Consider the following 19471-nt stretch of genomic DNA (forward strand, 5'->3'; position numbering starts at 1 on the left):
GGGCGGGCTGCGGCACGGTCACCGAGCCCGCCCCCGAGGGCGGATCAGTCTCGCGACCAGTCCTGCGGGTACATGTAGAGCATCGGGTCCTGCGGGGAGATGCCCTTGATGTCGGACTTGAACGCGCTGACGCGGTTGACCGGGTTCGGCATCCACAGCACCGGCAGATCCTCGGCGAGGTAGTCGTTGTACTTCTCCAGGGCTGCGGGGTCCGAGGAGAACTTCGTGGCCTTGATCAGCTCGTCGGCCCTCTCATCGGAATAGCTGCCGAGGTTCACGGGCGCATCGCTCGCGAAGAGGCGCTCGCCCGAGGCGTACACCGGGTAGTACCAGGATCCCTGGGACCCGAAGAAGGACATGTCCCAGGTGCACTCGGCGCCCGGCTCGCACGCCTGGGTGACCGCGACGGAGTCGGGCACCTCCTGGATGTTCAGCTCGATGCCGGCCTGCGCGAACTGGCTCTGGATCTCCGCCATCATCCGAGAGGTGGCGGTGAAGCCCGACTGGCTCACCAGGGTGAAGGAGAGCTCGTCCCCTTCCTCGACGCCCTCGCCGCACTGGCCCTCGCCCGTGCCGGGGTCGGCGCACGTGCTGACACCGTCCGGCACCACGTTCCAGCCGTTGTCCTCCAGCAGCTGGATCGCAGCTTCAGGGTCGAACTGGTAGGCGCAGCCCTCCATCGTTCCGGCGGAGCCGGGCTCCTGCGGGACGGGACCACAGGTCGGAGCGGCGGTCTCGTTCCAGACGACCTCGGAGATGCTCTCCTGGTCGATGAGCTGCTGCATCGCCTGGCGGAGGTACTTCTGCTCGAAGAGCGGGCCCGTCTCGGGATTGGCGAAGTTCAGCGCCATGTACGTGATCGACCAGCCGTGCCACGGTTCGACGGTGTACCCGGCCTGCTCGATCACCGGCTTCTGGTCCAGAGCACCCGGGGGGATGTACCCGTAGTCGATCCCGCCGGAGCGCAGCACGTTGAACTGCGAGTTGTCGTCGGTGAACGGCTTGAAGACGACCTCGGAGAGCGTGGGCTGGTCCTCGCCCTCGTACGCGTCGTTCGGGACGAACGAGAACTGACCGCCGGGCGTGAACTCGCCCAGCTCCCAGGCACCGGAGACGGTGTCCCAGAGCGGGTTCGAGGCGTACGAGGCCGGATCCTCGGCGGCGGTGATGAGGTACTCGAAGACCTTCTTCGCCGATTCTGCCTCACGGTCGAAATCGCCGATCTCGCCATCGTCCGAGGTCTTGTCCCACACGTGCTGGGGCATGGGGGTCAGCGCATTGAGCTGGTTCCCGATGTACCAGCCCGGCGCGTAGGCCTCTGTGGTGGTGAGGGTGAAGGTCTTCTCATCGATCGTCTCGAACGCTTCGACGTTGTCCGGGAAACCGCCCTCGGTGTACGAGGCCCAGTCCTCCTTGTTCGCCGCCACCAGGTTGAACCAGAACTCCACATCGCGGGTCGTGATGGGCTCCCCATCGGACCACTGCAGATCCTTGAGGGTGATCGTGTAGGTCAGACCGTCCTCGGAGACCTCGACGCTCTCGGCCATCGACCGTTCGCGATCGAGGTTGAACTCGTCCTCGCCCCCGAGCTCGTACGAGAAGAGCGAGGGGTACAGGCCGCTGATGAAGATGGCGTTCTCCCCCTGGGTCTTGCCCGGCTGGGAGATCGGGAGGATCCAGGTCGGTGTCGTCATCGCGACCGAGACCGACTCGCCCTCCGCGGCGGCGCCCTCGGGTGCGGAGCTGGTCTCCGAGCACCCGGCGAGGGCGAGCATCAAGGCGGCCGCTCCGGCCGCGATCCGATGTGTGAGCCTCGGGGTCGACGTCATCATCGCTGTCCCTTCCTCTGTCCTGTCCGAACCTGCCCGCTCGTGCGGGCCGGTGAGCGGCGCCCCTCGGCTTCGCCGGGGTGCCACCGATGCCGCGCCGTGCGTCCCGGGCGTTCGACACCGCGTGACGAGTGACGGCGACCTCTGTCGTGTCACTGACGCAACATCGCCTATCTGATCACGTGGGCCGCGCCACTTCAGCCACATCTGGCCGCTGTTATCAAAGCGTTATCGTTTTAACACATTACTTCTGCCGATTCTGCATAATGTGGATCGTACGAACTGATCCCGTTGCCGTGAGAAGGTGTTCCCATGTCGTCCGACGCCGCGCACAGTCCGAGAACGTCCGAGGCCTCTCGTCGCGCCCTGGCACTAATCGTGGACGGGACGGTCTCCTCCCGCGCCGAGCTGCGCGCTCAGCTGGGCATCTCGGCCTCGTCGGCGTCGAGCCTGGTGCGTCGCCTGCTGGACGCCGGAGCGATCGAGGAGGTGGCGGACGGCCCGTCGACCGGAGGGCGCCGTCCCGCACGGCTCCAGGTGATCCAGAACGACGCGGCGTGGCTCGTCGCCGAGCTCGGGGGCGGTCATCTGCGCCTCGGGATCAGCACGGCGAAGGAGAGCCTGCTCCAGGTGCGGGAGTCCCGCCTGGACATCGCCGACGGTCCTGCGGCGACGTTCGCCGCTCTCCGGGACGACCTGGCCGCGCTCGTCGAGGACCTCCCCGAGCTGCGGATCCTCTCCGCGGCCATCGCACTGCCGGGTCCCGTCTCCGCACTGACGGGCGAACTGATCACCCCGGCCCGCATGCCGGGATGGCACGGCACGCACATCGTGGACGAGCTCCAGGAGGCCCTGGGCATCCCGGTCCAGGTGGAGAACGACGCCCGGGCCGCCGCTCTCGGCGAGTTCATCGCCCGGAACGAATCGATCCCCGATCTGATCTACGTCAAGGCGGGCACGGGGATCGGCGCCGGGCTCATCTCCGGTGGACAGCTCGTCCACGGCGGGTCCGGCGTCGCCGGTGACATCACCCATGTGCCCGCACCCGGCGCGGAGGGCCGTCAGTGCTCCTGCGGCCGTACGGGCTGCCTCGAGACCGTCGCCAGCGGCGCCGCGATCCGGCGCGAACTCATCGACCAGGGCCTGGAGGTCTCGTCGATCGGTGACGTCGCCGATTTCGCCATGACGTTCCAGCCGGAGGCGGCGACCGCCGTCCGCCGCTCCGGCAAACAGCTGGGAACGGCCCTGTCCTCCCTGGTGAACTTCCTCAACCCCTCCGCGGTGATCATCGGCGGCGCGCTCTCCGGCGTCGATGCCTATGTCGCCGCGGTGCGCAGCGCGATCTACGACTCCAGCCTGGCGATGACCACGCAGCAGCTGCTGATCGAGACCACCCGCGCCGGCAGCGATGCCGCCCTGATCGGACTCACCCGGATCGCCCGGCGATCAGCGCCGCTGCCCATGCCCCGCAGCTCCACACCGTGACCTGCGTCGACCCCGGAACCACCGCACGACCCCACTGGAGGAACCACACCGTGACCGCCCTGCCCCGCATCGGCATCGCCGGCATCGCCATCGAGTCCTCGACCTTCACCCCGTACCGCTCGGGCGAGGCCGACTTCGAGGTGCGCCGCGGCACTGCCGAGATCCTGGACCGCTATCCCTTCTTCACCGGCGCGCACGATCCGGGATCGACCCCCGGCCCGCCCGCTGCGACCGGAGAGGCGACGGCACCGAGCGCCTCGGGATCAGCCCTGCGGGACGCGGCCGACTACCTCGGCGTCCTCCACGCCCGCGCCCTGCCCGGCGGGCAGCTGGACCGCGAGGTGTACGAGGGCTGGAAGGCGGAGATCGTCGAGGGTCTCGCGGCCGCGATGGCGGAGACGCCCCTGGACGGCTTCTTCTTCGACATCCACGGCGCGATGAGCGTGGTGGGGCTGGACGATGCCGAGGGCGACCTGATCACCGCGATCCGCGCCGTGATCGGGCCGGAGGTCGTGGTGGGCACCGCGATGGACCTGCACGGCAATGTCTCGCACACCCTGTTCGAGGCCTGTGACCTGCTCACCTGCTACCGCCACGCCCCGCACATCGACGCCTGGGAGACCCGCGAGCGGGGCCTGCGGGACCTGGTCGCGGCGACCGTCCGAGTGCGGGACGGCGGGCCGCGCCCCCACAAGGCGCTGGTGCACGTGCCGATCCTGCTGCCCGGGGAGAAGACCTCCACCCGCATCGAGCCGGCGAAGTCGCTCTACGCCCGGATCCCGGAGATGACCGAGCGGCCCGGCGTGACCGACGTGTCCTACTGGATCGGCTTCGCCTGGGCGGACCAGCCCCGCTGCCAGGCCGCGATCGTCGCCTTCGGGGACGGGGCCGAAGCGGTCGCGGCCGCCGCGAGGGAGCTCGCCACCGCCGTCTGGGAGAAGCGGCACGATTTCGAGTTCGTCGCCCCCACCGGCACCTTCGAGGACTGTCTCGACCAGGCGATCGCCTCCTCGGCCCGACCCTTCTGGATCTCGGACTCCGGGGACAACCCCGGCGCCGGCGGGGCGGACGACACCACGCACGCCCTGGCTCAGCTGGCTCGCCGCGAGGAGATCCGCGCGGACGACGTGAGCGCGCTGATGGTCTCGCTGGTGGATCCGGCCACGACCGACGCCGCCTGGGCAGCGGGTGTGGGCGGTCGGCTCACGGCACGGGTGGGCGGGAAGATCGATGCCCGCGAGCCCGGCCCGGTACCGCTGGCCGTCGAGGTGACGGCGCTGGACGAGGCCCGGTCGACGGGGCGGTCCGCCGCGCTGCGGGTGCTGGACGTGGACGGGCCGTCGGCCTCTGGGGCGACCGCCGCCGAGGAGCTCGCCGCCGCCCGGGCCACGGGACTCACTGTGGTGGTCACCGCCCGCCGCTCCCAGTGGGCGACCCGCGACATGTTCGCGCGGCTCGGGCTGTCGATGACCGGTTTCGACGTGGTCACCGTGAAGATGGGCTACCTCGAGCCCGAGCAGTACGAGGCCGCCGCGGACTGGCTGCTCGCCCTCACCCCGGGCGGTGTGGACCAGGACCTGCTGCGGCTCGGCCACTCCCGCATCGGCCGGCCGATGATCCCCTTCGATGCCGAGATCCCGGCGCCGACGGCGGCCGACGTGGTGGTCGGGGGCGGGGCGTAGACGCCGCCGGTCCGCCGCCGCGTCACGCCGGCGCTCGGATCCCTAGACTCCATCGGGCGGTGCCGAGCCCGTGGTCCCACTATCGCGGGAGCGCTGTGCCAGGGCGTTGACCAGGCCCGCAGCACTGCTGGCATCGTCCACGGTGATCGCGACATCGCTGAGACCGTCGCGGCGGAGCAGGAGCCCGGGCCCGCGCCGCAGCACGAGGCCGATGCCGCGGCGGGAGCGACGGTACCCCCATCCGCCCCATTGCAGGGGGTCGATGTCGACGGGCTCTGCCGCGGTCATGGCCTCCAGGGCGTAGGTGTGCCGTGGCCACTGCTGCGGCCCCCAGGACACCCGGACCCCGCTGCGATCGGCACGCACCGTGATCTGGTGGGCCGCGATGAGCACGAGTCCGACGACGAGCACGGGCACCCCGGCGGCCGGGGCGGTGAGCAGGAGCCCACCACCGAGTGCCACCAGGATGAGGCCGATCAGCAGGAGGGGCAGCGAGCGCGTCCTCCCCACCCAGACGGCGCGCTCCCCCGGCTTCAGGTCGAGCATCGGGACACGGCCGGTGTCGGGGCCGGGGCGAGCCTCAGAGCGGGGCAGCACGGTGTGCAGCAGGAGCGCCGGCAGCACCGGGCCGACCGTGAGCAGCACCAGCAGCCACGTCGGCAGCACCGCCTCGTCTGCGTCGCCGGAGCCGGCGGCCACCACCATGGCGCTGATCGCGATCCCGCAGAACAGCCAGGCCAGGAACCCCATCACGAGGGTCAGTGAGGATCTGGCGCGGTCGGCCCTGCCGGTCCCCACGATCACCGCCCCGATGCCGCCGGTGGCAACGCCGCCCAGCAGCATCAGCCCGAGGAACAGGGGTCGGGGCATGGTCCCGTCCACCGCGCCGCGGACATTCCAGTGGGAGGGCATCGGATCGGGCAGACGGCCCCACAGGATCACGGCGGCGCTCAGGGTGAGCACGAAGGGGAGCAGCAGCACCCCGGCGGAGAGGTGGCGGCGCCACGGGACATCGGGGGCGGTACGGGGTGACGAGGTCATGGTCAGGCCCTCCTGATGCGGTCGGCGAGCTGGTCGCGGTCGATCCCCAGGCGCGCGGCCAGTTCCTTGAGTTCAGTGATGGCGGAGGTCAGCTCCGCCTCCTGGCGGAGCACCGCCCGGTCCCCCGAGCGGATCTGCGCGCCCCGGCCCCGGCGCACCTCGACCAGGCCCTCCTCGCGCAGCTGGGAATAGCCCCGAAGCACCGTATGCATGTTCACGTCCAGCCCCTCGGCAAGCTCACGGGCGGCGGGAAGACGATCCCCGGGCGAGAGCCGACCCTCGATGAGAGCGCGGCGCACCTGCGCCGCGATCTGGTCGGCCAATCCCTGCGAGCTGGCCGGATCGATCCTGAACAACATGTTTGCATCGTACTAGAACAAGCAGTCTCGTCAAGCTTCGTGCCGTGGTGGGTTCTCGGCCAGGCGGGCAGGAGCGGTCCGGGCTGTGGGGAGGAAGAAGGCGTAGTGAGTCGGCTCGCGAGACGTGTTCGGGCACCGGTTCCCAGGGAGTTCCAGGCTCGGACCCGGCGCACGCGGAGGCTGAGCCGTCACGCTCGTGCGATGCCTGGAGCATCGGGCATGCCCTCCACCGGAAGGACCGACGTGAGCACGTTCCGCCGCCTCCTCGGCACTGCACAGAAGGCCCTCGACGCGAAGAGCTCCGGCTCCTCCCACTCAGGACAGGGCTCCGACTGGCGCTCGCTCGTGCGCAGCGCCGCCGATTCCCTGACCGGAGACAGCACCTCGTCCTCGGCGCCGCGAGCCAGCGGAGACGCCTCCCCCGCGCCGAGCAGCGCTCCCACCGCGTCTGCACCGGGCACCGCGCCGTCCGCCCGCGGTGAGTCCACGGGTGCCCCTCTCTCCGACACCGACCGTCGGGCGATCGCACGCTATGACTACCTGGTGCGCACCGCGGAGCCGGATCAGCTCGAACGGGTCCATCGCGAGGCCTTCGAGAAGCTCACCCCGCAGCAGCGCACCCAGCTGACGGCGACCATGCGCTCGGAGCTGCCCGAGGGCGAGCGTCCCCGCACCGACGCACCGCAGGATCTCGCCCGCTCCGCCACCCGGCTCGGGGCGCTCGACCCCCGTCGGCTGACCCGCCTGCTGGGCAGCTCCGGCGGAGGCGGCCGACGAGGTGCCGGCGCCGCCGCGATGGGCGCCGGTGCTGTCGGCGCGGGCGCGCTCGGCGTCGGGGGCCTGCTGGCCGCGGTCGCGGGCGGCGCGGTCGTCACCTCCGTCGGCGGCTCTCTGCTGCAGGACGCCCTCGGCTCCGGCATCGATATCGATGCCCTGTCCCCCGATCTCGCGGGTGACCTCAGTGGGATGTTCGAGGGCGTCGGGGGGCTCGGCGGCCTCTCGGACATGCAGGGGCTCGAAGGCGTCACGGGCATGGAGGGCATGTCCGATGGCGTCGGCGGGGCCGTCGCGGGCGCCGGTGAGCAGGTCTCCGGGCTCGGCGATCGGATCTCCGACCTCGGCCTCGGAGACTTCCTCGGTCGCTGAGCCCGTGGGACGGAGCGCCGCCCCTCAGGAATCCACCAGCGTGACCTCGAAGGAGTAGCGCGAGGCGCGGTAGACGTGGCAGCCGTACTCGACCACGGAGCCGTCGTTCGCGAAGGACTTCCGCTCCATGGTCAGCAGCGCCGCCCCGAGCTCCTCGTCCAGCAGCTCGGCGTGCTCCTCGTCCGCAACGGTCGCGCCGATCCGCTCATGGGCGAGGACGGTGGTGATCCCGGCCTCGCGCAGGCAGGCGTAGAGCCCGTTCGCGGCGAGCGCCTGGCGGGTGGGGGCGATCCGCTCGGGGATGGTGTTGCGCATGACCGCCAGCGGCTCGTCGTCGGCGTAGCGCACCCGGATCAGGTCCAGCACCTGCTCCCCCGGGGCGAGCTGCAGGCGGTCCACGGCCTCCGGGGACGGACGCCCGATCCGGTACTCGACGACCTCGGTGCGCGGCGCCTTCCCGGCGGTGCGCAGGTCGTCGTACAGGGAGGTCAGCGCGACCTGCCGGTTCACCGGCGCCTGCACCACCTGGGTGCCCACGCCGCGCTTGCGCACCAGCATGCCCTTGTCCACCAGCTCCTGGATCCCCTGGCGCACCGTCGGACGCGACAGCCGCAGCCGCTTCGCGAGCGTCAGCTCGTTCTCCAGCCGGCTGCCGGGACCGAGCACACCGCTGCGGATCGCGCCCTCGATGCCGCCGGCCAGCTGCAGATACAGCGGGGTGGGGCTGTCACGGTCGATCGCGAGATCGAGCGTGATCGGGCCGCTCACGACCGGGCCGGTGTCCGCGTCAGCGGTGGGACGCTCAGTGCTCATCACGTGCTCCCTCGGGTCCGGGACGCTCGAGCATCGTCACCTCGACCGCGCCGTCGACCGTGAGGGACTGCTCGGCCGCCTCGCAGACGGCCGCGGCGACGTACCCGTCCCAGGCGGTCGCCGAGCGGGGCGCGACGAGGGAGCCGTCGGCCACGGCCGCGATCCAGGCCTGGACCTCGGCGTCATAGGCGGCGGCGAAGCGGGGCCGGAAGTCGGCCGGGACCGCCCCGCCCCAGCAACCGCCGGCCTGCTGGGTGGTGACCAGCCCGGTGTCCTGACCGATGGTCGCGGTGGCCTTCGAGCCGACCAGCTCGGTGCGCACCTCGTAGCCAGATCTCGTGCTGACATACAGCTCGTCGGTGACCAGGGTGCCGGAGGCGGTGCGCAGCAGCAGCAGCATCGGGTCGCTGAGACCCTCGGGGGCGTTCTCGGTGCTGCGGCCGGTGAGGGTCTGGACCGAGACCACCGTCTCCTCGAGGAAGAAGGAGATCGCATCGATCTCGTGGACGGCCGAGTCGTGGACCATGTGCACGTTCGTGAAGCCGGGCAGCACGTCGGCGTTGCGGTGCTTGCAGTTCAGCAGCAGCGGGGTGCCCAGCTCCCCGGCCTCGAGCGCGTCCTTCAGCTCGCCGTAGCCCGCATCGAAGCGGCGCATGAAACCCAGGGACACCGAGGCGCGGCCGGACTCGTGCTCGGCGCGGACCACGTCGTGGGCGTCGGCCGGGTTCATCGCCAGCGGCTTCTCGCACAGCACCGGCTTGCCCGCGGCGATGCAGGCCAGCACCTGCTCGCGATGGAACTGGCCGGGGCTGGCGATCAGCACGGCGTCGACGTCGTCGGCCGCGATCACTTCCTCAGGGGTGTCCACGACGCGTGCGCCGGGAGCGGCCTGGGCGACCGTCTCGGCCCTCTCGCGCAGATAGTCGCTGACCACGCTCACGCGGGCGCCCTTGATCCGGCGGGAGATGCGCTCGACGTGGTCGGCGCCCATCCGGCCCACGCCGATGACGCCGACGCGGATGTCATGCGGGACTGCGGCGGCAGTGCTCTGCGGCGTGCTCTGCGGTGCGTTCATCGGGCCTCTCCTGCGAGTCGGGGGTCGATCCCGGCCCCGTCCCAGGTTCCGCGCACCCAGGTCTGCTCGGGATGGTCGGTGATGTGCCAGGCCCGCTCGGCCTCCGGGCCGGCCATCACGTTGAGGTAGTACATGTCGTGGCCGGGGGCGGCGGCGCAGGGGCCGTGCCAGCCGTGCGGCACCAGCACGGTGTCGCCGCTGCGCACCTCGGTGAGCACGTCGATGGGCTTCTCGTCCCCGCTCGCGGTGGTCTGGTGGAAGCCGAAGCCGGGGCCGCCGTCGGGTGCGTCCTGGATCTCGTAGTAGTAGATCTCCTCGAGCTCCGATTCGCGGTGCTCGCCGTCGTCGATCGTCTGGTCGTGCTTGTGGGCCGGGTAGCTGGACCAGTTGCCGCCGGGGGTGATGACCTCGCAGGCGATCAGGCTGTCCATCGCGTCGAAGGCGCCGACCGTCCCGAAGTTGCGCACCTGGCGGGTCATGGTCCCGCCGCCGCGGATCTCGACGGGCACGTCCTCCGCGCGGATCAGCGCGACCGGGTGGGCGCCGGTGGCCACGGCCGTGGCCAGGGCGAACCGGCCGCCGCCGGGCGAGGCGATGGTCAGCTGGGAGCCGACGGGCGCGTAGAGCACATCGGTCGCCGAGGCGAAGACGTCCGCGCGGCCGCGCAAGGTGTGGGTGCGCCCGTCGACGGAGATGTCGCAGCTGCCGCTCAGCGGCACGACCATCACCTCGACCCCGTTCGCGGTGACCACCTCACTGCCGCCGGGCTCGAGGGCGAGCACGCGCAGGCCGGTGTGGACCCAGCCCTCGCGCGCGCCGGGGTCGATGAGCGTCTCATAGGGGCCGCGGCCGGTGGAACCGGCGGGCAGATGGAACTCGGAGCCGGTGGTCATGTGTGCTCTCCTTCTCGGGATGAGTTCTCGGCGGTGGGGGTCAGCGGAGCATGTCGACCGAGGCGCGCACCGCCGCGGTGACGTCGTCGCCGGCCGGGTACAGCAGGGTGCGGCCGACGACCAGCCCGCGCACGTTGGGCCGGTCCAGGGCGCGCTTCCAGGAGGCGCGCAGGGCGACGGGGTCGTCATCGGTGGGGTCACCGCCGAGGATCAGCGTGGGCAGGGTGGTGGCATCCATGACGCGCTCCATGTCCTCCACCGCCGGCAGCTTCAGCCAGGTGAACGCGCTGGTGGACCCCAGGCCCTGGGCGATATGGATGGACCTGATGACGGCCTCCGGCGAGAGATCGTTCATGATCTTCGTGCCGGGCCCCCCGGGCCGCCCCGACAGGAACGGCTCGACCATCGCGATCAGCTCGTGGCGGGCGAGGTCGGTGACGGCGTGCGCGCTGGCCTCGAGGATGAAGGCGGTGCGGTCGTCGTCGAGGTCGATGCGGGTGAGCATCTTGCCGCCGTCGAAGCCGGCCGCCCGGATCGAGGCGGCATCGTAGGCGGTGAAGCGGTCCTCGATCTCCCAGGACCCGCCCTGCAGGCCGCCGCGGTTCATCGAGGCGAACACGATCTTGTCCTCGAGCGCGCCCATGACCAGCAGGTCCTCGAGGATGTCGGCGGTGCCGAGCACCCCGTCCACCCCGGGCACCGCGAGCGCCTCGCGCAGGCGGTCCAGCAGCTCGGTGCGGCTGGCCATCGCCTGGCCGCGGGGGCCGACGCCGAGGGCGCCGCGCGCGGGATGGTCGGCGGCGATGATCATCATCCTGCCGTCGGTGTCGGCGACGGTGCGGCGCCGACGGGTCGCGGCGAGGCGGGCGAAGCGGCCCGGATCCTCGATCCGCACCCGCGTGACGTCCTCGTAGGTGGAGACGAACTCCGCGGCGGGGGCCGTGGACGAGGCCGTGGTGGCATCACCGAGCGCGGCGGCCCGCGAGGCGGCGGCGCTCATGCCGGCTCCCCCGCCGGCTCGACGGCGCCGCGGCCGCGCAGCGCGCCGAGCATCTCCTCGACGGTCCGGCCGTGGTTGGGGTCGCCGCCCGCGATGAGCAGGTCGATCTCCTCGCCGGTGGGCATCGCGGTGGAGCACTCCAGGCGGCTGGTGACGATCGCGCCGGCCGCGTTGCAGCGGGTCAGGATGGTCTCCAGGTCCTGCCCGACCAGCAGGCCGTGGCACAGGGAGCCGCCGAAGCTGTCCCCGGCGCCGAGGCCGTTGATCACCTGGATCAGGTTCGGGGCGACGACCACGTGCTCGTCGCGGGTCTTGCCGAGCACGCCCTGGGGGCCCTGTTTGACGATCGCGATCTCGACGCCCGCCTCGAGCAGCGCATCGGCCGCCCGCTCGGGCTCGGTCTCGCCGACGGCGACCTCGCACTCCTCCTTGTTGCCCACGGCGACCGTGGCGAACGTCAGCGCCTCGCGGTACTGTGCGCGGGCCTCCTCGGGGTCGGACCAGAACATCGGCCGAAAGTCGAGATCGAAGACGGTGTGCGCGGTGCGGCCGCGGGCCTCGAGCGCGGCGAGGTGGGCGGAGCGGCTCGGTTCCTCGGACAGGCCGGTGCCGGAGAACCAGAACAGCGGCACCTCCCGGATCGCCTCGAGGTCCAGGTGCTCGGGGGCGACCTGGAGGTCCGGGGCGCTGGGCTGACGGTAGAAGTACAGCGGGAAGTCGTCCGGCGGGAAGATCTCGCACAGGGTGATCGGGGTGTTGAGCTCGTCGTCGGTCACCACGAAGCGGCCGGAGACGCCGAGCCGTTCCATCTCCTTGACCACGTAGCGGCCGAAGGGGTCGTCCCCCACCCCGGTGATCACGGCCGGCCGATGGCCGAGCCGGGCCGCGGCGACCGCGACATTGGTGGGGCTGCCGCCGAGGAACTTGCCGAAGCTGTGGATGTCCTCGAGCCCCTTGTCGATCTCCAAGGGGTAGATGTCCACGCCGCTGCGTCCGAACGTGATGATGTCGAGGTCTGCTGCCATGGGTCTCCCTGCCTCCCTGCGTCGAGGACCTGCCTGGGTCGAGCACCTGGGTCGGTGCCGTCGGCGGCTGCCGCTGTGCGCGACGGTGCGACGATCGCCATGCGCGACGGTGCGACAGTGCCGGGCGAGCCGACGAGTGCGGCCATGCTCCCACGCGGGGACCGCTTTGTCCAGACAAAATCGTCGAGCCTCCGCGCGTCACGACCGGCACCGAGCTCACCCGGAGCGGTGGCCAGATCCCCGGCCGTCGGGCTCACGAGCTGGTCGCACACCGTCCACTCGCCGTCGCGACATTGTCTTGACATGCCTGCGATGCCGGTCCATGCTGGGCCCAGAAGAACTCACCGACGAGGAGCCCTCTTCGGCGGTGCCGCTGACGTCCCGCCCCGGGCGGTGGGACTGCACAACGGAGGCAGCATGAGCGAGACGTCCCCTGCCCCTGCCGGGAGCACGGTCCCTTCCGGCACCCTGCGCCTCACCGTCGCCCAGGCGCTGGTGCGGTTCCTGTCCGTCCAGTACGCCGAGCGGGACGGGATCCGCGAGCGCTTCGTCCCGGGCGCCTTCGGGATCTTCGGCCACGGGAACGTCGCGGGCGTCGGCCAGGCGCTGCTGCAGAACGCGCTGGACCCGGCCGACGGGGAAGCGCCGCTGCCCTTCCATATGGCCCGCAACGAGCAGAACATGGTGCACACGGCCGTCGCCTACGCCCGCACGAAGAACCGCCTGCAGGCCTTCGCCTGCACCGCGTCGATCGGCCCGGGCTCCACGAACATGCTCACCGGCGCGGCGCTGGCGACCGTGGACCGCATCCCGGTGCTGCTGCTGCCCAGCGACATCTTCGCCACCCGCACCGTGGACCCGGTGCTCCAGCAGCTGGAGGACGCGACCGGCGGCGACGTCTCGGTCAACGACGCCTTCCGCCCCGTCTCGCGCTTTTTCGACCGCATCTCGCGCCCCGAGCAGCTGATCCCGGCGGCCCTGCAGGCGATGCGGGTGCTCACCGATCCGGCGGAGACCGGCGCGGTGACCCTGTCCCTGCCGCAGGACGTGCAGGCCGAGGCCTTCGACTGGCCGCTGGAGTTCTTCCGCGAGCGCACCTGGCACGTGGCCCGTCCGGTCCCGGAGCCCGCCGCCCTCGAGCGCGCCGCCGAGGTGATCCGCTCCGCGAGGACGCCTGTGCTGATCGCCGGCGGCGGCGCGATCTACTCCGAGGCGAGTGCGGCGCTGGAGGCCTTCACCGACGCCACCTCGATCCCGGTGCTGGACACCCAGGCCGGCAAGGGTGCGCTCAGCGCCGACCATCCGCTGTGCATCGGCGGCGTCGGCGCGACCGGCAACAACGCCGCCAACGACCTGGCCGCCGAGGCCGACGTGGTGATCGGCGTGGGTACCCGCTACACCGACTTCACCACCGCCTCCCACACCGCCTTCCGGAACCCCGACGTGCGGTTCGTGAACCTCAACATCACGGCGTTCGATGCTGCCAAGCACTCCGCGAGCATGGTGGTCACCGATGCCCGCGCCGGCCTGGACGCGCTGCGCGAGACGCTCACGGGCCACCGGGCGCCCGCCGAGCATGCCGAGCGCGCCCGTGCCCTGCGCGCGCAGTGGGAGACGCTCATCGAGCCCTGCTTCGCCCCGCACGACCAGGAGCTGCCGGCCCAGACCGAGATCTTCGGCGCGCTGAACGAGCTGATGGGCGATGAGGACATCGTCATCAATGCCGCCGGTTCCATGCCCGGTGACCTGCAGGCGCTGTGGAAGGCCCGTTCGCCGCGGCAGTACCACCTCGAGTACGGCTACTCGTGCATGGGGTACGAGCTGCCGGCCTCCCTCGGCGCGAAGCTGGCCGCTCCCGGCTCCGAGGTGGTCGCGCTCATCGGCGACGGCACCTTCCAGATGGCCCCGCAGGAGATCGCGACGATCGTCGCCGAGCGGGTGAAGGTGATCCTGGTGATCCTGCAGAACCACGGCTGGGCCTCGATCGGCTCGCTCTCCGAGTCGCACGGCAGCCAGCGCTTCGCCACCAGGTACCGCATGCGCGGCCAGGACTCCGGCCTGCTGGACGGCGGGCTGGTCCCGCTGGACATCCCCGCGAACATCCGCTCCTACGGCATCGAGGTGCAGGAGGTCTCGGACACCGCGGCCTTCCGGGAGGCCTATCGCCGCGCCGAGGCCTCCGCCGCGGCGACCGCGATCGTGGTGAACACGAACCTGTACGGCCCGAACCCGCCCGGCACCAGCTGGTGGGACGTGCCGGTCTCGGAGGTCTCGACCCTCGAGTCCACCCAGGCCGCCCGCTCCGCCTACGAGGACCAGCGGTCCCCGCAGCGTCACTATCTCTGACCGGCTCTAGCGCCCACCGCGATGCCGCCCTACGACTTCATCCACCTCCCGACCTGCAAGGAGAGCACCCATGGGATACGACGTCCAGCACTGGATCGACGGCCGCGAAGAGACCGGCGGCGGCTCCACCCAGCCGATCATGGACCCCGCCACCGGCGCCGAGGTCGGCACCCTGCACCTGGGCGATGAGTCCACCGTGGACCGCGCCGTGCAGGTCGCCGCGGACGCGCAGAAGGAGTGGGCGAAGGTCTCGCTCGCCCGGCGCACCCAGATCCTCTACCGCATGCGGGAGCTGATGATCGAGCACACCGAGGAGATCGCCGCGGTGATCTCCCGTGAGCACGGCAAGACCGTCGGGGATGCGAAGGGGGAGATCGCCCGCGGCCTGGAGACCCTCGAGTTCGCCACCTCCATCACCCAGGACCTCAAGGGCGGGTTCTCCCAGAACGTCTCCACCGGGGTCGACGCCCACACCCTGCGCCAGCCGCTCGGCGTGACCGTCGGGATCACCCCCTTCAACTTCCCGGCCATGGTGCCCTTCTGGATGCACCCGGTCGCGATCGCGACCGGCAATGCGTTCATCCTCAAGCCCTCCGAGCGCGACCCGTCGGCCTCGAACCTCGTCGCTCGGCTCTACCAGGAGGCGGGCCTGCCCGAGGGCGTCTTCCAGGTGGTCCACGGCGGCAGGATCGTGGTCGACGCGCTGTGCACCCACAAGGGCGTCTCCGCGGTGTCCTTCGTGGGCTCCACCCCGATCGCCCAGCACGTCCACCGCGTCGCCTCCGCGGCCGGCAAGCGGGTCCAGGCCCTGGGCGGGGCGAACAACCACGCCGTGGTGATGCCGGATGCGAACATCGAGTTCGCCGCCTCGCAGGTCGCCTCCGGGGCCTTCGGCTCCGCCGGCGAGCGCTGCATGGCGGTCCCGGTCGCGGTCACCGTGGGCGACGCCCACGAGGCCTTCATGACGGCGATCGCGGCCGAGGCTACGAGGCTGGTGGTGGGCCCGGGCGATGACCCGAGCACGGACATGCCGCCGCTGATCACCCCCGAGGCGCGTGAGCGGGTCATCCGCATGACCGACGAGGCCGAACAGGCCGGCGCCACCATCGTCGTGGACGGTCGCGGCCTGGTCGTCGAGGGCCACGAGAACGGCAACTTCGTGGGCCCGACCATCATCACCGACCTCGCCGCCGACCACCCCACCTACACCGAGGAGGTCTTCGGGCCGGTGCTGGTGGTCATGCACGTGAACAACTTCGACGAAGCGATCGAGCTGGTCAACTCCTCGCCCTTCGGCAACGGCACCGCGATCTTCACCGACTCCGGCCACTACGCGCGCCGCTTCGAGGACGAGGTCCAGGTGGGCATGATCGGCATCAACGTGCCGATCCCGACCCCGGTGGGCTACTACTCCTTCGGCGGCTGGAACGACTCCCTGTTCGGTGAGCACCACGCCCACGGCCCCGAGGGCGTCAGCTTCTACACCCGCCAGAAGGCCGTCACCACCCGTTGGCCCGCCCAGAACGAGAGCGTCGAGAGCTCGATGAGCTTCCCGACCCACGACTGATCACACCGTCCGGTGCCGCGCGGCCCTCGGAGTGCAGTGCCCGGTGCCGCCCCTCAGTTCGCATGACCTTTGAAGGAGCAGAGCTATGACCACCACCGCCGGGTTCCCGGACCCGACCGTCCGCAGCGACCGCTCCCGCAACCCCGCGGCTCCGTTCGACAAGCTCACCATCGGCGTGTGCCCGGACCAGTGGGGGGTGTGGTTCCCCGAGGACGTGCAGCAGATCCCCTGGCGCACCGCCCTCGGCGAGATGGCCGAGGCCGGCTTCTCCGTCATGGAGACCGGTCCCTGGGGCTACTTCCCCCAGGACGCGAAGCAGCTGCAGTCCGTCATGGACGAGCACGGCTTCCGGGTCGTGGCCGGCACCGGCTGGGGCATCCTGCACAAGGAGGAGGCCTGGGCGGAGACCGAGCGCACCTTCCGCGCGATCGCCGAGACCCATGCGGCCGTCGGCGCGGAGTACATGGTGCATCTGCCGCCGATGTACCGCGACGAGAAGACCTGGGAGTTCACGGATGATCGCGAGCTCACCGGTGAGGCGTGGAAGCGGTACGTCACCCACGCCAACGAGCTGGGCCGGATCATGAAGGAGGACTACGGGCTCACGATGGTGCTGCACCCCCACGGGGACAGCCACATCGAGACTCCCGAGGAGATCGCCCGCGTCTTCGAGGCGACGGACCCGGAGCTGGTCTCGTTCTGCCTGGATACCGGGCACATCGTGTACGGCGGCGGCGACCCGCTGCAGATGATCGAGGAGTACCCCGAGCGGATCGGCTACGTGCACATCAAGGCGTTCGACCCGGACATCACCCGCGAGGCCCATGAGAAGGACTGGCCCTTCGGGGAGGCCGTGGCCAAGGGCGCCTCGGTCCGCCCACCGCAGGGTCTGCCGGACATGCGGGACCTGGTCGCGAAGCTCACCACCCTGGACCGTGAGCTGTACGTGATCTGCGAGCAGGACCTCTACCCCTGCGATCCGGGCCTGCCGCTGCCCAACGCCATCGCCACCCGCGAGTTCCTGGCCGAGTGCGGCCTGGGTGTGAAGTGAGCGCCCGGCGTGTTGAGGGGCGGACCAGGCCCGTACCGGCTCCCCGTCCCCGCGAGATCGGCATCGGCCTGGTGGGCCTGGGTTGGATGGGGCGCTTGCACGCCACGTCCTATCAGCGCCTGCCCTCGCGCTTCCCCGAGCTCGGGATCCGTCCCCGTCTGGTGGTGGCCGCGGATCCGATCGAGGAGAACCAGCAGGCCGCGGTGGAGCAGTTCGGTGTCGAGAGGGCGGTGGCGAGCATCGAGGAGGTGCTCGCCGATCCCGAGGTCGAGGCGCTCTCGATCTGCGCGCCGAACTTCCTGCACCGTGACTTCGCCGTCGCCGCGGCCCGGGCCGGGAAGCCCTTCTGGATCGAGAAGCCGATGGGCGTCTCCGCCGCGCAGTCCCGCGAGATCCACGACGCTGCGGCCACTGCGAGGGGCGGGGCCGGGGTCGCCACGGCCGTCGGCTTCAACTACCGCCACGCCCCGGCCGTCGCCCATCTGCGCGCGATGATCGCCGAGGGCAGGCTGGGGCGGATCACGAACGTGCGCTGCTGGCTGATCGCCGACTACGCCTCCTCCCCCGACGGCCCGCTGACCTGGCGGTACGACCGGGACAAGGGCGGCAGCGGCGTGATCGGGGACCTGCTCTCCCACGGCGCGGACCTGGTCCAGCACGTCACCGGACAGCGACTGACCGAGGTCACCGCCACCTCCGACACCTTCATCCCCGAACGCCCGCTCCCCACGACGGTCGGAGTGGGCCACGGCGGCTTCGAGATCGGCGACGAGCGCGGTCCGGTGCAGAACGAGGACTGGGTGGCGGCGCTCGGCACCCTGTCCGGTGGCGCGCACGCCACTCTGGAGTCCTCCCGGGTGGCGCGCGGGCACCGCAGCGACTACGCGCTGGAGGTGTTCGGCACCGAGGGCTCGGCCCGCTGGTCCTTCACCCGGATGAACGAGTTCGAGGTGATGCTCGGCGAGGGCGGCACCGAGCACGGCTTCACCACGGTCCTCGCCGCCGCCGGCCATGGCGAGTACTCCCGCTTCCAGCCCAGCCCCGGCATCCCCATGAGCTTCGACGATCTCAAGACCATCGAGGCGGCCGCGTTCCTCTCCGACGTCGTCCATGGCACGCGCCTCGCTCCGAGCGCGGCCGACGGGCTCAGCGCGGCGGAGATCTGCGAGGCGGTGGTGCGCTCGGCCGCATCGCGAGCCTGGGAGAGCGTGCCGCAGACCTGACGTACATCACGTCCCAGACCCCCACCAGGGTGGCACTGGGAGTTCGAGACGCTCCATCACCACGAGGCCCTCACCTTCAGGGCAGAGCGAGCAGCGCCTGGACGGCGGCGTGGTCGGAGGGGAAGCGGCCCTCGCCGCCGCTGGAGACGTTGATGGCCGCCCGCACTGTGGTGATGTCCTCCGAGGTGAGGATCCAGTCGATGCGCTCACCGTCCTCGACGGGTGCCCCATAGTCGGGGAAGGTGCCCCAGGCCGGGGTGAGCCGCGCTTCCGCGGTGTCCCAGGTGTCGACGATCGGTCCGTCGGTGACCAGAGTGGTGTACGCACCGGATCCGTGGGCGGCCGCGTTGAAGTCACCGGTGACGATGGCGGGCAGCGAGCCTCCGGCGAGGAGGTCGGTGAGGGCCCGGGCGCTCCTGCGCCGGGCGGACTCGGACTCGTGGTCGAAGTGGGTGTTCAGCACGGTCAGCTCACGGCGCGTGGCGAGGTCGCGCAGCTGGACTCGGACCACGATGCGGGGGACGGTGTGACCCCAGGTCGTCGAGCCGATCATCTCCGGAGTGTCCGAGAGCCAGAACTGGTCCCAGGAGAGCGCCTCGAAGCGCTCTGCGTCATAGAAGATCGCGGCATGCTCGCCGTGGCTGCCGCCCTCGCGGCCGCAGCCGACGCGGCGATGGCCCGGCAGAGCCTCCTCGATCGCGGAGAGCTGGCCGTACAGAGCCTCCTGGACACCCAGCACCGCGGGCTGTTCACGGGTGAGCAGGCCGATGAGCGCCGGCCGACGCTCCGGCCAATGGTCGGCGTCTCCGGGCCGCGTGCCCTCATCACCGGAGCGGTCACAGCGGATGTTGATGCTCATCACGTGAACCTGCTCGGGGGTCGTGGGTCCGATCAGGGTCGGCGAGGGTCGGGACATGAGCTGCTCCTGGGTGATGT

Annotated in this window: 16 protein-coding genes; 7 read left to right on the top strand and 9 right to left on the bottom strand. The window is 71.1% G+C overall.

The features are described 5' to 3' along the window. Positions 1-44: 44 nt before the first annotated feature. Entirely contained in the window at positions 45-1832 is a 1788-nt protein-coding gene (locus tag CFK38_RS02230; RefSeq protein WP_218192337.1) for a peptide ABC transporter substrate-binding protein, read from the bottom strand. Between the two features lie 309 nt (positions 1833-2141). Between CFK38_RS02230 and CFK38_RS02235 the strand changes: the two genes are divergently transcribed. After that, positions 2142-3314, top strand: a complete 1173-nt coding sequence (locus CFK38_RS02235) for an ROK family transcriptional regulator (RefSeq protein ID WP_096801612.1) — start codon at positions 2142-2144, stop codon at positions 3312-3314. Positions 3315-3364: 50 nt separating this feature from the next. Beyond that, positions 3365-4996 (top strand): M81 family metallopeptidase, encoded by a 1632-nt coding sequence (locus tag CFK38_RS02240; protein WP_245851193.1) that lies wholly within the window; start codon positions 3365-3367, stop codon positions 4994-4996. A gap of 42 nt (positions 4997-5038) precedes the next feature. Here the strand turns inward: CFK38_RS02240 and CFK38_RS02245 are convergent, their stop codons facing one another. Both CFK38_RS02245 and CFK38_RS02250 read right to left on the bottom strand, forming a co-directional pair. Next, positions 5039-6037 (bottom strand): DUF1648 domain-containing protein, encoded by a 999-nt coding sequence (locus CFK38_RS02245; RefSeq protein WP_096801613.1) that lies wholly within the window; start codon positions 6035-6037, stop codon positions 5039-5041. Between the two features lie 2 nt (positions 6038-6039). After that, a complete protein-coding gene (locus CFK38_RS02250) occupies positions 6040-6396 on the bottom strand; it encodes a GntR family transcriptional regulator (RefSeq protein ID WP_096801614.1) in 357 nt (118 codons plus the stop codon). Between the two features lie 243 nt (positions 6397-6639). On the opposite strand from CFK38_RS02250, the gene CFK38_RS02255 reads away from it, so the two are divergent. Next, complete coding sequence (locus tag CFK38_RS02255; protein WP_096804174.1) at positions 6640-7542, top strand: cation-transporting ATPase; 903 nt, start codon at positions 6640-6642, stop codon at positions 7540-7542. Positions 7543-7566: 24 nt separating this feature from the next. Here CFK38_RS02255 and CFK38_RS02260 read toward each other — a convergent pair whose 3' ends face one another. From CFK38_RS02260 to iolC, 5 genes are read right to left on the bottom strand one after another with little or no spacing between them, the layout of a single operon-like run. Further along, the gene (locus CFK38_RS02260) at positions 7567-8355 is read right to left on the bottom strand and encodes a GntR family transcriptional regulator (protein ID WP_096801615.1); all 789 of its coding nucleotides are present in this window, start codon (positions 8353-8355) and stop codon (positions 7567-7569) included. After that, positions 8345-9430 (bottom strand): Gfo/Idh/MocA family protein, encoded by a 1086-nt coding sequence (locus tag CFK38_RS02265; RefSeq protein ID WP_096801616.1) that lies wholly within the window; start codon positions 9428-9430, stop codon positions 8345-8347. The genes CFK38_RS02260 and CFK38_RS02265 overlap by 11 nt, the downstream gene beginning before the upstream one ends. Continuing rightward, positions 9427-10323 (bottom strand): 5-deoxy-glucuronate isomerase, encoded by an 897-nt coding sequence (gene iolB / locus CFK38_RS02270; protein ID WP_096801617.1) that lies wholly within the window; start codon positions 10321-10323, stop codon positions 9427-9429. Before iolB ends, CFK38_RS02265 begins: the two co-directional genes overlap by 4 nt. 40 nt (positions 10324-10363) lie before the next feature. Next, positions 10364-11323 carry a Cgl0159 family (beta/alpha)8-fold protein gene (locus tag CFK38_RS02275; protein ID WP_245851194.1) on the bottom strand — a complete coding sequence of 320 codons (960 nt, stop codon included), beginning with the start codon at positions 11321-11323 and terminating at the stop codon, positions 10364-10366. Further along, positions 11320-12348: a 5-dehydro-2-deoxygluconokinase gene (gene iolC, locus CFK38_RS02280; protein WP_096801618.1), complete on the bottom strand. Its 1029-nt coding sequence runs from the start codon at positions 12346-12348 to the stop codon at positions 11320-11322. The genes CFK38_RS02275 and iolC overlap by 4 nt, the downstream gene beginning before the upstream one ends. 417 nt (positions 12349-12765) lie before the next feature. On the opposite strand from iolC, the gene iolD reads away from it, so the two are divergent. The 4 genes from iolD (at position 12766) to CFK38_RS02300 (ending at position 18535) form a co-directional block, all read left to right on the top strand. Further along, on the top strand, positions 12766-14694 hold the full coding sequence (gene iolD, locus CFK38_RS02285; RefSeq protein WP_096801619.1) for a 3D-(3,5/4)-trihydroxycyclohexane-1,2-dione acylhydrolase (decyclizing): 1929 nt from the start codon (positions 12766-12768) through the stop codon (positions 14692-14694). 70 nt (positions 14695-14764) lie between these two features. Further along, positions 14765-16261, top strand: coding sequence for a CoA-acylating methylmalonate-semialdehyde dehydrogenase (locus tag CFK38_RS02290; RefSeq protein ID WP_096801620.1), 1497 nt, complete (start codon positions 14765-14767; stop codon positions 16259-16261). A gap of 85 nt (positions 16262-16346) precedes the next feature. Further along, positions 16347-17312 (top strand): TIM barrel protein, encoded by a 966-nt coding sequence (locus tag CFK38_RS02295; protein WP_096801621.1) that lies wholly within the window; start codon positions 16347-16349, stop codon positions 17310-17312. 71 nt (positions 17313-17383) lie between these two features. Then, positions 17384-18535, top strand: a complete 1152-nt coding sequence (locus CFK38_RS02300) for a Gfo/Idh/MocA family protein (RefSeq protein WP_338025024.1) — start codon at positions 17384-17386, stop codon at positions 18533-18535. Positions 18536-18611: 76 nt separating this feature from the next. Here CFK38_RS02300 and CFK38_RS02305 read toward each other — a convergent pair whose 3' ends face one another. Beyond that, the gene (locus CFK38_RS02305; protein ID WP_096801623.1) at positions 18612-19451 is read right to left on the bottom strand and encodes an endonuclease/exonuclease/phosphatase family protein; all 840 of its coding nucleotides are present in this window, start codon (positions 19449-19451) and stop codon (positions 18612-18614) included. Between the last annotated feature and the right edge of the window lie 20 nt (positions 19452-19471).

This window comes from Brachybacterium vulturis (assembly GCF_002407185.1).
GTDB lineage: Bacteria > Actinomycetota > Actinomycetes > Actinomycetales > Dermabacteraceae > Brachybacterium > Brachybacterium vulturis.